General features: G+C 69.4%; 10 protein-coding genes. 4 read left to right on the forward strand and 6 right to left on the reverse strand.

Annotated features, from left to right (window positions below):
- Positions 1–81 precede the first annotated feature (81 nt).
- Both ABD340_RS05520 and ABD340_RS05525 read left to right on the forward strand, forming a co-directional pair.
- Positions 82–792 (forward strand): TetR/AcrR family transcriptional regulator, encoded by a 711-nt coding sequence (locus ABD340_RS05520; RefSeq protein ID WP_344587386.1) that lies wholly within the window; start codon positions 82–84, stop codon positions 790–792.
- A gap of 97 nt (positions 793–889) precedes the next feature.
- Entirely contained in the window at positions 890–1,429 is a 540-nt protein-coding gene (locus ABD340_RS05525) for a DUF4232 domain-containing protein (RefSeq protein WP_344587387.1), read from the forward strand.
- Between the two features lie 105 nt (positions 1,430–1,534).
- Here the strand turns inward: ABD340_RS05525 and ABD340_RS05530 are convergent, their stop codons facing one another.
- The 5 genes from ABD340_RS05530 to ABD340_RS05550 all read right to left on the reverse strand — a co-directional run bounded on the left by ABD340_RS05530 (position 1,535) and on the right by ABD340_RS05550 (position 7,278).
- A complete protein-coding gene (locus ABD340_RS05530; RefSeq protein ID WP_344587388.1) occupies positions 1,535–1,972 on the reverse strand; it encodes a nuclear transport factor 2 family protein in 438 nt (145 codons plus the stop codon).
- 39 nt (positions 1,973–2,011) lie between these two features.
- Complete coding sequence (locus ABD340_RS05535) at positions 2,012–3,199, reverse strand: LLM class flavin-dependent oxidoreductase (RefSeq protein ID WP_344587389.1); 1,188 nt, start codon at positions 3,197–3,199, stop codon at positions 2,012–2,014.
- 94 nt (positions 3,200–3,293) lie between these two features.
- Positions 3,294–3,794: a cupin domain-containing protein gene (locus tag ABD340_RS05540; protein ID WP_344587390.1), complete on the reverse strand. Its 501-nt coding sequence runs from the start codon at positions 3,792–3,794 to the stop codon at positions 3,294–3,296.
- 157 nt (positions 3,795–3,951) lie between these two features.
- The gene (locus ABD340_RS05545) at positions 3,952–5,094 is read right to left on the reverse strand and encodes a FadR/GntR family transcriptional regulator (RefSeq protein ID WP_344587391.1); all 1,143 of its coding nucleotides are present in this window, start codon (positions 5,092–5,094) and stop codon (positions 3,952–3,954) included.
- A 33-nt stretch (positions 5,095–5,127) separates the two neighbouring features.
- Entirely contained in the window at positions 5,128–7,278 is a 2,151-nt protein-coding gene (locus ABD340_RS05550) for a transglycosylase domain-containing protein (RefSeq protein WP_344587392.1), read from the reverse strand.
- Between the two features lie 606 nt (positions 7,279–7,884).
- Here ABD340_RS05550 and ABD340_RS05555 point away from each other — a divergent pair.
- Positions 7,885–8,703: an SAM-dependent methyltransferase gene (locus tag ABD340_RS05555; protein ID WP_344587394.1), complete on the forward strand. Its 819-nt coding sequence runs from the start codon at positions 7,885–7,887 to the stop codon at positions 8,701–8,703.
- A 171-nt stretch (positions 8,704–8,874) separates the two neighbouring features.
- Here the strand turns inward: ABD340_RS05555 and ABD340_RS05560 are convergent, their stop codons facing one another.
- Positions 8,875–9,645, reverse strand: a complete 771-nt coding sequence (locus ABD340_RS05560) for an AfsR/SARP family transcriptional regulator (protein WP_344587395.1) — start codon at positions 9,643–9,645, stop codon at positions 8,875–8,877.
- Between the two features lie 964 nt (positions 9,646–10,609).
- Here ABD340_RS05560 and ABD340_RS05565 point away from each other — a divergent pair.
- On the forward strand, positions 10,610–11,608 hold the full coding sequence (locus ABD340_RS05565) for a bacterial transcriptional activator domain-containing protein (RefSeq protein WP_344587396.1): 999 nt from the start codon (positions 10,610–10,612) through the stop codon (positions 11,606–11,608).
- Positions 11,609–11,644 lie beyond the last annotated feature (36 nt).

Below are 11,644 nucleotides of genomic sequence, written 5' to 3' on the forward strand. Positions count from 1 at the left end.
GTCAACGCCGGCTCCATTCTCCTACACTGTTTGATTAGTCCTACACTGTAGGGGAAGTTGATCGGCGGCTAGGTTTGGGGGATGAGCCCGAAGCGCGCCGAGCAGAGCCCGTCCGGCCCGGGAGCGGTATGGCTGCGTGAACGGCGGCAGGGCACGCGGACGCCCGCGCTCAGCATCGAGCGCATCACCGCAGCCGCCGTGCGGATCCTGGACGAGGACGGGCAGAGCGGCCTCAGCATGCGCAAACTCGCCGACGCGCTCGGCGTGCACGCGACCAGCCTGTACTGGCACGTGGCCAACCGCGACGACCTGCTCGATCTGGCCCTGGACGCGGTTTTCGGCGAGGTCGAGGCCCCGCGGAAGGACCCCGGCCTCTGGCAGGCCGACATCGCCGCGTACATGACGGGCCTGCGCGAGGCGCTGCTACGCCACCCCTGGGCCGGCGCGCTCGCCAGTGCCCGCCCGCTGATGGGCCCGCACGCGCTGGACCACGCCGAATCCGTCCAGGCAGCGCTGGTCAGGGCCGGATTCAGCGGGACGGCCCTGACCGCCGCGGCGGCCGCGATCTCCAACTACGTCATCGGCTCCGTCGCCGCCGAGGCCTCCTGGGGACGGCACGACCAGAGCACGGCCCGCCGCGCCCTCACCGACCACGTCCAAAGCGCCGCCCTCCGCTACCCGACGCTCGCCGCCCACCCCCCGACGCCGTACAGCGATTGGCAGACCCACTTCGAACACGGCATGCGCTTCCTGATCGCCGGGCTCACCGCCTCTGCCGGCACGTCCGGATGATCTCCTCGAAAAGAGGTGCTCGGCGCGGAACTCAGCGTGACCGCGTCGCGTCGTACGACGAAGCAAAATCGGGACTGACGCAAATGAAAGGGGCCAAATGCAGCCATCAGGCAGGATCCGCCGGGGCGTCAGCTGGACGGTCGGAGCCGGTGCGGTGGCGGCCGCCGCGCTGTTCGCCGGGCAGGCGGGCGCGCTGGCCGACCAGCCGGCCGGGACGTCCATTTGCGCCTCGTCCCAGCTGGAGGCCACGGCGGTGTCCACCGAGGCGGGCGCCGGTCACCGGTACGGGCAGGTGAAGCTGAGGAACACCTCCGACAATTCCTGCACGCTGAACGGCTACGTCGGGCTGCAATTGCGCGACTCCAACGGGCGGCCGCTGCCCACGCGGGTCGAGCACAAGCAGGGCACCACGCCGCGGCCCGTCGAGCTGGAGCCGTTCGAGACCGTGGCCGCCGAGCTGGAGTGGGGAGTGGTGCCCACCGGGGATGAGCAGGGCGGCCAGTGCCAGTCCGCACCGGCGTCCGTGGACGTCGGCATCCCGGGGCACAGCCGGCCGCAGACCGTCGGTTCCAAGTGGGACCTTGGCCCGGTCTGCGACCAGGGCACCATCACGGTCTCCCCGCTGGCCGTGAGCTGATCGACCTGCTGGGTCCATGCCCTGCCCAGCCCCTGACCTGGACTCGGGGCTGGGCAGGGCAATGAGCGTCAGAGCGCTGCGAGACCAGAGAAACGGCACCTTGTCTCAGGCGGTCGGCAGGGTGACGCCGCCGCCCAGCGCGACCACCAGCTTGATCGGGTCGTAGTACTCGGCGAAACGAATGATCATGCCGTCCGCCAAGGTGATCCGCACGATGTAGTCGTTGGCGTACGGCAGCCCGGTCGCCTTGACCCGGGTCGCGCTCTTGTATTCGGCGACGAGTTCGTTCGGGTCATCGCCCCAGCCGTGTATCACGACGTCGTGGAGGTTCTCCGGGTCGATGAGATCCGGTACCTGCCGGATGAAGTCGATGACGGCGTCCCGGCCTCGCGTCTCCCGGGGGAATCCGTCGGGAGCGTAGGGCATCACCAGCGCGGCCTCCGGGTGCAGCAGCGTCGCCATTGCGGCGAAGTCCCAGGTATTGATCGCGTTGATGTAGTCGATGGTGACTTTGATGTTGCCGGCGCGCAGTTCGTCGCTCAACGTCGGGCTCCTCGGGCTTGTCGGACGGGGACCGGCCTTTCAGGCGCGCTTGGCGCGCTCGGCTCGTTCGGCGGCGTGCCGCTCGTTCATCTGCGCGAGGGCGAGCTCCTGCCGGCGGAACAGCTCGTCATGCCGCTGGAAGGCGCGCTCCTCGGCGGCGGCGAGGCTGTTCGACGGGCGCCGGAAAACCGGGATGACGCGTTCGGCGATGAGCTCGAGCGACCGCTTGGTGTCGGCCGGGGTGGCCCAGTTGTTCCCCATGACCAGATACGTGCCGAAGCCCTTCGACTGCTCCCGCAGCCGCTCGATCTGCTCGATCGCGTCGTCCACCGTTCCGATGACGCCCGCGCCGCCTTCGACGAAGAAATCGATCATCTCGTCGACGGTGTCGCCGGCGAGGGCGAACTGCGGCACGGCGCTGACGTCCTTCATGAAGTGGAACCAGCCCTCGATGCCGTGCGCGACCTCGCGCCGCGCCTGCTCGCGCGTGGCCGCGATGTGCATCGGGCCCACCAGCCGCCAGCCGGAGCGGTCGACGGTGGACCCGTAGTGCGCGGCCTGCTCCTCCATCACGTCCCAGTGCATCGCCAGCGCGTCGAAGCCGTCCTTCATGGTCGCGCCGATGGACACCAGGGACAGCCCGTGCTTTCCGGCCACCCGCGGGCCGGCCGGGGACGCGACCGCGGCGACGGCGAGTTCGAAGTGCGGGTAGGTGTAGGGCCGGAGCTGGAGTGCCGCGTCCTCCAGGGTGAACCAGTCGGTCTTCATGGTCACCGGTTCGTCCGAGCGGAGCAGCCGCATGACCGCGTCGACGGCCTCCTCCAGCCGCGGGCGGAGATCCCGCGGGTCGAGGCCGATCATCGCGGCGTCGGTGGGCAGGCTGCCCGGGCCGACTCCGAAGATGGCGCGGCCTCGGGAGAGGTGGTCCAGCAGGACCATCCGCTCCAGCGACCACAGGGGGTTGTGGTACGGCAAGGTGACCATGCCCGTCGCCAGCTTGATCCGCGACGTGCGCGCCGCGACGTGCGCGAGGAACAGTTCGGGCGAGCCGATGTACTCCCAGCCGGCCGAGTGGTGTTCGCCCACCCAGACCTCGTCGAAGCCGATCCGTTCGATGTGCTGGATCAGGTCGACGTCCCGCTCGAGCGCGAGGGTCGGATTTTCGCGCGGGTCGTGGTGCGGCGCGATGAAGAGGCCGAAACGCAGGGGTTCTGCGGGTCCGCTCACGGCGGAGCTCCTTCGCGTTGGTACGAAGAGGGGAATGAGGGCGCGCGGGACCGCACCGGCTCTCCGGAGGACGCCCCGCCGCGAGCTGACCGGATCAGGGCTTGACGTACTTCTCCGGCTTGTCCTCTACGAAGACGGTCCGGAAGTTGGAGACCGCCCGGAACTCGAGGATGCGCACCCCGGCGGGCCCGACCTTGAAGGTGTAGGTCGTTCCGGCCTTGGTGTAGTAGCCGGCGCCGGGCTTCAGGACGGTGCGGCCGAGGCTCACCGACCCCTCGACCACCACGACGATCTGGTCGCAGTCGTGCCAGTGCCGCGGGAACTCGATGTTGGGCGGGAAGTAGTAGCAGCCCAGGCTGAGCCCGTTCTCCTCATGGTCGGCGTACAGGGTCTGCACGGCACAGAGCCCGTCGTGGAAGGCGTGCAGGTCGGCGGACTCCGGGACGTTCTCCGGATACTCGCAGTACTGCTCCCCGTTCTCGATCTCCACCTCGGGCATCGCCGTGCGGTCGAAGAACTCCAGCCGCTTACGGCCGGCGGTGCCGGGGATGTTCGCGAACAGTTGCGAGGAAGCTTCCGGGGAGTCGATGGACACGGGTCGACCTCCGATTGAGTTGAGCCGCGTGGTGCCGGGCAAGCGGATGTGCCGGCGAGACCTCACTCGGTGGTTGTGAGGTCGCTCACAGGTGGGAGTCAAACACGGAGACGCAGCCGGGGTCAAGGTTTCTCATGAGGAATAGTCCACCGTCGCGTCACTCCCACTCGATGTAGTCGTGGGCCCGGCCGCCCATGTGGTCACGGCAGTACCGGGCGAGGACGGCGCTGTGCTCCTCCGCGATCGCGGCCGCCCGGTTGCCGTGGCCGGCCGCGATCGCCTTCGCCAGCTTCAGGTGGTCGTCGGCGATCATGTCCCGCAGCTCGCGGGGGTCCTCGGTGACGGCGGCGTGCCGGCTGACGACCTTCCCGGTCGTCTGCAGGATCAGCTCCAGCACCCGGTTGTCGGCGAGCGCGGCGACGGCCGCGTGGAACCGGGTGTGGGTGTGGACGAACTGCTCCAGCTCGGCGGGCGCCTCGTGCGCGCTCTGCGCCAGGTAGGGGGCCATCGCCGCGGCCCGCGCCGCGCTGTCGGGGTTCCGCGCCGCGTGCTCGGCGAGGATCGCCTCGCACAGCACCCAGGCTTTGAACAGCTCGTCGTAGGTGGCGCCGGCGAGATGGAAGTAGAGGGTGCAGATGCGCCCGAGGTTCGCCGGGTCGACGGTGCCGACCACCGGACCGCCGCGGGGCCCGCGCCGGATGGTGATGAGCCCCTGGACCTCGAGCAGCCGCAGCCCTTCACGCAGCGACTCGCGGCTCACCCCGTACAGCGACAGCATCGCGGCCTCACCCGGCAGGCCGTCACCCGGACTCAGGCCCTGCGTGACGATGTGATGCACCACGTCCCGCGCGACGATCTCCGACGCCTTGAGCCTCCGGGTCACCGCGTCGCTCGGCGCGATGGTCAGGCATCCGCGCGGCGCGGCCGCGGCGATGTGGCGGGCCGGCGACCGGTCGACGGGCGCCGCCGGGGCCGGCCCTCGGCCGGCGGGCCGCGGCAGGCCGTGCCGCCCGGGCGCCCGTGCGGCGCTGAACCGGGCGTGCGCGGCCTGCTTCGTGATCCCCGTCAGGCGGCCGATGTCGGCCCAGGACAGGCCCTCCTCGTTCGCGTCGCGCACGGTCTCGCCCAGCACGTCGTCCAGGGCGGCCAGCAGGGACGCGGCCGCGTGCACCCGCGCGGCCGGGTCGTCCCGCTCCAGCCCGCCGGCCCGTAGCGCGTCCTCGACGGCGGCCCGGGCGATCGACGCGGTCTCCCCGCCGGCGACCGGTCCGCCCGGACCCGGAACTTCGTTCATCGTCATGCCGTCAAAAATTCTTGACGGCATACCTCTCCGTCAAGGCCGGACGGCACCGGCCGGCGGGGACTTTTCAGGAATTCCAGCGGCGGGGAGCCGGCCCGGGTCGCTGGTCGGTGGGGGCGTCTTCTGCGGCTTCGCCTGCCCTGGAGGTGAGACGGACGGCGACGGAGACGCGCCGGCGTCTCCTGTGCTGCCGCCTGTACGGGGATCGGTGTCCCAATTGGCCGTGACGCCGGAGAACGCGGGCCGGCGGAACACCTCGGCCGGCATGCCGCGGGTGACCTTCTCCATGAACGAGCGCCACACCGTCGCGGGCACGTTGTCCCCGGCGACGGTGCCGGGGAACCCGGGGAGCCCCTTGAGGGGCTTGCCCTTGGTATCGGCCATCACCACGGCCGCCGACAGCTGGGGGACGTACCCGACGAACCACGCGGCCTGGTTGTTGTCGCTCGTCCCGGTCTTGCCCGCGGTCTCCCTGCCGGGCAGGGCGGCCTTGCGTCCGGTCCCGCCGGTGACGGTGGCGCGCAGTGCGTGGGTCACCTGCGCCGCCTGCTCCTGGGTGAGCACGCGGCGTCCCTGCCCGCGCCAGGGCACCGGGACGTTCCGCCCCTTCGCGTCGACGATCTTGGTGATCAGGTGCGGTGCCACGGCCGTGCCGCCGTTGGCGAACGCCGCGTACCCGGCGGCCTGGGTCGCCGCGGAGACGTTGGCGACGCCGAGCGCGATCCCGGCCTGCCCCTTGAACGGCTGGAGCGCCGTGGCCGGGACCCCGAACTCCTGCGCCGTCCGCAGCACGTTCGCGATCCCGGTCTCGAAGGCGAGCTTCACGTAACCGGTGTTGACCGACAGCGCGGTCGCCTGGACCAGGTCGATCCTGCCGAGCGAGCCGATCTTCTCGTCGTTGTCCACCAGGTAGCCGGGCGCGGTCATCGGGGTGAGGCTGCCGTCCGGGGCGAACTTCACCGGAGAACGCCCGCTCACCTGCGACTTGACGGTGAAGCCGCGGCGCAGCGTCGCCGCCAGCACGTACGGCTTGAACGTGGACGCCGCCTGCGCCACCGGGTTGAACACCGAGTCGTACTGGCTGCGCGCCGGGTCCCCGCCGTAGAAGGCCCGGACCGCGCCGTCCCGGTCCACGGCGATCAGCCCGCCGCGCACCGCCGCCGGCCAGCGCGGCTCCCGCGCCTCCTTCATGGCCTGTTCCGCGTACGCCATCCAGCGCCGGTCGAGCCCGGTGTAGACCTTCAGCTTGCCGTTCATCACGCTCTGGACCGGGATGCCGAGCGTGTAGAGCTCGTCCAGTACCCGCTGCCGGACCGCCACGTCCTGGCCGGACAGGCTCACGCCGCTCCACTCGCGCCGTGTCGCCGGGAAGCGCTGCCGGGCCGCGTCCGCCCGGCTCAGCTTGCCCATCGAGACCATGCCGTCCAGCACGTACTTCCAGCGGGCGCGGAGCGCGCGGGCGGGCGCGTCGTCGCCCTGGGTCTTGAAGTAGGCCGGCCGCTGGATCATCGCGGCGAGCAGGGCGCTCTCCGCGACGTCGAGCTGCCAGACGTCCTTGTCGAAGTAGGCGCGGGCGGCCGCCTGCACCCCGGACGTCTGCCGCCCGAAGTAGATGGTGTTGAGGTAGAGGTCGAGGGTCTCGTCCTTCTCCCGGCTCCGGTCGAGCTTGAGCGAGATGAAGATCTCCTTGATCTTGCGGCCCGCGGTGCGGTCCTTGCTGAGGCCCTTGAAGTAGTTGCGGGCGAGCTGCTGGGTGATGGTGGAGCCGCCCTGGACCTCGCCGCCGGAGCCGGTCTTCCACACTGCGCGGAACGTGCCCACGGGGGAGACGCCGTGGCCGCTGTAGAAGCCGCGCTCCTCGGCGGCGAGGACGGCCCAGCGCAGCCGGTCGGGGATCTGGTCGTGCCGGACGGTCTCGCGGTTGGCGCCGAGCCGGAACAGCGGCGTCCGGCCGTCGGCGTAGTAGACGGTGGAGCCCTCGTCGGTGACGCCCTTCTGGGGCTCGTTCGGCAGCGGGGTGCGGAAGTACGCGATCAGGGTCGCGGTGCCCGCCAGGACGACGGGGATGAGCAGGACCACCAGGAGCCGGCCCAGCAGCTTCCGCCGGCCGCGTGCGGGGAACGGCCGGCGGGAACGGCGGGACAGGGCGAAGCGGAGTCTTCGGGCCTTCGGAATGGAATGCATACGACCTCGTTCGACGTGAGTACGGAGTCGGCCGTCGTGCGCTGGGTGAGGGCATGCCGGATGCGCGGCTGAGCCCTCGGGGAGGGCGGAGCCGCTCGGTACGGTTTCCCTGCAGGCCACCACCGGGGAGGGGCTGCCTAGGCGGACGACGCTGCGGAATTACGCAGCCAATTCGGTACATGCCACGTCTGTGGCCGGTGCTCCCACCGGAAACACGGCACCATCGGTGCCGTTCTGGTGGATCTCTGTCACCGTGATCACAGCTTAATCACGGTGGCCACCGGAACCGCAAGCGGATGTCGCTAAAAGGGAGTCCATGTCCCAAGATGTCGACTTTTGTCCCGTTCGCTAGCGCCATGCCCGACACTGAGAGCATTTCCAGCCACGCGAAAACAGTCAGCGTGTGCGTCTTCGGGCGTGCCATGTGGTCACCCCTCCAGCCTGAAGGAACGCCACTGAAATTCTCGATGCGTCGAGAATTTCAGTGGCGGAGGGTGGAAATGATCACATGTTCCCGGAAGGCGGGGCCGGAGCACTCCCGTCCGGCGCGGGCTACTCTGTGGGCAAGTGATCTTCTCCGTGCATCCGCGTATGAAGGGCTCTCCGATGGCAGACCAGGCCGACGAGGTCGGTTCCGAAGGCAGGCTCAAGGCGGAGGTCCCGCACACGGCGCGGATCTGGAACTACTGGCTGGGCGGCAAGGATCATTTCGAGGCCGACCGCCGGGTCGGCGACCGGGTCCTGGAGATCTTCCCGGTGGTCGCGGAGCTGGCCCGCGCCGACCGGCTGTTCCTGGGACGGGTCGTCCGCTACCTGGCGGGGGAGGAGGGGATTCGGCAGTTCCTGGACATCGGCACCGGCCTGCCCACCCAGGACAACACCCACGAGGTCGCGCAGCGCATCGCGCCCGACTCGCGGATCGTCTACGTCGACAACGACCCGCTGGTACTGGTGCACGCCCGCGCCCTGCTCGCCAGTTCCCCGAGCGGTGCCAGCGACTACCTGGAAGCCGACCTGCGCGACCCGGACAAGATCCTGGCCGCCGCCGAAGCGACCCTGGACTTCACCAAGCCCGTGGCGATCATGCTGCTGGGCATCATGCACTTCATCCAGGACGACGACGAGCTCCAGGAGATCATCGACCGGCTGCTGGCCGCCGTCCCGTCCGGCAGCTACGTCGCGGTCGCCAACACCACCACCGCGGTCAACGGCGAACTGACCGCCGAGGCGGTCCGGACCTGGAACATCGACGCCCAGCCAAAGCTGAAACTGCGCAGCCCGGAACGGATCGCCGAGTTCTTCCGAGGCATGGAGGTCGTCGAGCCCGGATGGGTCTCCTGCTCCCGGTGGCGTCCCACTCCAGGCCCCGGCGGCGGTCTCCCCAACGAGGTCGACCAATGGGCGGGTGTCGTCCGCAAGCCGTAGCCGACCGTCAGGTCTCCGACGCGGCCGGCCGCCGCGCCGGAACCCATGAGCCGAGCGCGGCTCGCGGTGGCCTGCCTCGACCTGGAACCGCGCGGCGTTCGCGTCAGGTAATTGTATGTTCCGCGGAGCGCGGGCTTATCAGGGTCCGCCGGTTCACGGGCGGTCGCTTTTCTACGGCTGCCAGGCCAGTGTGGGGTCGTCGTTGCGAATACGGTCGCGAATGCGGTTCAGCGCCGGTCCGGGGCCCGTTTTGATGAGCTCGTCCAGGACGTGCGATGCCTCCTGAAAGGCCTGCATGGCCTGGCCCTTGCGGCCGGCGCGGTACCAGTTGACCATGAGCAGTTGATACAGGTACTCGTTGTCCGGGTCGAACATGAGCCATGTTCGGATTTGTTCGGCCAGCTCGGGGCCATGCCTGCCCAATTCCAGGTGCACCTCGCCCAACTGTTCGGTGACGGCGCGACGTCTGGCGAGCAGGGATTCGCGATGTTGTCTCATTGCGAGGGCGTCGGGGAAATCGGGTAGTAGCGGGTCGCCTGGTTGGGCGCGCCAGAGGGCGAGGGCGTCCTGGAAGGATTCGATGGCACGTTGGGGTTGGCCCGCTTTGCGTGCTTGGAGGCCGAAGTCGACGGCGTCGTGGAAGCGGTCAACGTCGATCTCGTCGCCGGGCAGGCGGAGGAGGTGGTAATGCTGTCCTCCGGAGGGGACTGCTTCGGTGACGAGGCGGTTTTGGGGGAGGACGGCGCGTGCCTTGTAGACCAAGGTGGTCAGGGCGGAGGTGTAGTCGCGTTCGTCGGGGTCCCAGAGCAGGGTCTTGAGCCGATGGGGTGACAGGGGCCCGCCGTGCAGTGCCAGGACGCATATGAGATTGCGCAGGCGGCGTTGGCGGCGGCTGCCCTCCTTTAAATCGATCCGTTCGCCCTGGTCGTCGGTGATGATCAAGTCTCCGAGCAACGAGATCCGCACTGGCCACCCCTTCCTCGCCGTATGCGCGCCGGGCGACGACACCCCGGCGATCACACCATGCGCATTCCGCTCCGGCCACCGAATTGATCATTATGACCGAGCGTCACGCCCGACGAGGCTCGGCACACCTCGCGCAGGGTCTGAATACCTCCCCGTGCTCGCGCATTCAGCGGCGTCCACGGCCTCATCCGACCGATCACGATGTGTCGGGTGATGACTGCGGTGACCGTTCTGGTGATCGAGATCTTCTAGAGTCCTTCCGTTAAGCGGACCGGCTCCCGGCGCACCAGGAGGAAGCAGGCGCATGGTGGTTCGGACGGATGGGCATTGCGACCACCTCTTCGGCAATGGTTACGAAGGCCGCCCTGGCCTGGCGCTCGACCCGGCCGGTGCCCGATTTCGCGAGCGCGACCGTGACGTTGCGTAAGGGCTGTAGGCCGGAGGGGGTAAACGCCCGCCGGTGGCCGCGCCGAGCGGCACATGCTGAAGAGCGAATTTTCAAATGTTGAAAAACGCGGCGCCGTGTCGCGTCGCGCCCATTTTGCGTGCATATCGGTGAGCGACCGTCAAGGGGACAAGGTGCAGGTCGAGGTTCGGCCGACGCGAGCGACACGGCTGTTCGGAGCGGCAACGGTTGATCAGCCGGCGGGTGGAAACGACGGCAGGGGCGGCGTGCCGACCTGCCCGGGGATCGAGGACGCGGAACAAACCCTGATCTCTTGGAAGCGCAGGGATCGACTCCGCGGCGGAACGGGCGTACATCACCGGTGCCGGTGAGGTCGCCGCGGCGGCGCCGTAAGGCGGGCGAACCGCGTGACTCCCGGAAACCCGGCACCGAGCTCATCGACGCGGCCGCCGAAGTGGCGGTGGCCGCCCCTCCGTCGGCGTGCACACGCTCCAGCGGGCGTTGCGCATCTCCTACGCGCAGGAAGCGAGACTGATGACCGAACCGGCGGCATGTGGTCACCTCCCCCGCGGCGTTCCCGGCCCATCCGCACACGATTCGCTCGACTCCGCCGCCTCTCCGGGCGGCACGACCGCGGCCCCCCACGGTCCCGAACGAGGAACCGATTCAACGGCGCCGCCAAGGGCGGCGGCCGAGGCCGGCGCCGCGGAACAGTTTCACTTCAGAGAGATCGATCAACTGGACCCCGGCGCTCCGGAGATCAGGGTGCTGGGGAGAGTCGAGATCGCGGGACGCGATGTGCACGATCTCGAAGCCGGCAAGCGCAACCTGCTCCCCGAGCTGGCCGCGTTCCTGTACCTCAATCCCGGCTGCGGTGCCGAGGAGGTCAGCCGCGCGCTCGGCGGTCCGCGCGGTGCATGGTCCCAGTCGACCCGCGCCAGCAACATGTCGCGATTGCGAACCTGGTTCGGCCGGGACCGCGAGGGTCGCCTCCACGTTCCCACGCGGGGGCAAGGCCGGCTCTACACCTTGTCCGGAGTGTGCTGTGACTGGGAGCGCTTCCAGAGGCTGGCCAAACGCGGCTCAGCCCGCCTCGCCGGCGCCGACCGGGACCGCGGCATCGGCGACCTGCAGGGCGCGTTGTCCCTGGTCCGGGGCAAACCGTTCGCCGGTTCGGGCCCGTCCTCCTACGTCTGGGCCGAGCACCTCAAGCAACTGATGATCTCCTCGATCGTCGAGGTGGCCCATGCCCTGGCGGTCCAGCTCACACAGGCGGGAAACGCCTCCGCGGCACGCACCGCCATCGCCAGGGCCCTGGACATCGAACCCGGTTCAGAGCTGCTTTTCCGGGACCTGCTGCGTGCCGAACGCCGCGCCGGCAACGTCGCGGGAATGGAGGAGGCGACGGAACGGCTGCTTTTCATTCTGCATGAGCTCGGGCTGGAAATGGAGCCGGAGACGGCTCAGGTGATTGAACGGCTACGGCCTCCCCGCCGCGACGTCGGCGCATTGCCACGTTCGTGGAACTGCTGATTCTTTGACGATTCGATTGTGCTTGAAGGGCACCGC

The organism is Actinomadura vinacea (assembly GCF_039532545.1).
In the GTDB taxonomy this organism is placed as follows: Bacteria; Actinomycetota; Actinomycetes; order Streptosporangiales; family Streptosporangiaceae; genus Spirillospora; species Spirillospora vinacea.

Excerpts from the sequence above, each read along its gene's own strand:
- ABD340_RS05545 (WP_344587391.1), bottom strand. The coding sequence starts at position 5,094 with ATGACGATGAACGAAGTTCCGGGTCCGGGCGGACCGGTCGCCGGCGGG.
- ABD340_RS05525 (WP_344587387.1), top strand. The coding sequence starts at position 890 with ATGCAGCCATCAGGCAGGATCCGCCGGGGCGTCAGCTGGACGGTCGGA.
- ABD340_RS05520 (WP_344587386.1), top strand. The coding sequence starts at position 82 with ATGAGCCCGAAGCGCGCCGAGCAGAGCCCGTCCGGCCCGGGAGCGGTA.
- ABD340_RS05550 (WP_344587392.1), bottom strand. The coding sequence starts at position 7,278 with ATGCATTCCATTCCGAAGGCCCGAAGACTCCGCTTCGCCCTGTCCCGC.
- ABD340_RS05555 (WP_344587394.1), top strand. The coding sequence starts at position 7,885 with ATGGCAGACCAGGCCGACGAGGTCGGTTCCGAAGGCAGGCTCAAGGCG.
- ABD340_RS05565 (WP_344587396.1), top strand. The coding sequence starts at position 10,610 with ATGACCGAACCGGCGGCATGTGGTCACCTCCCCCGCGGCGTTCCCGGC.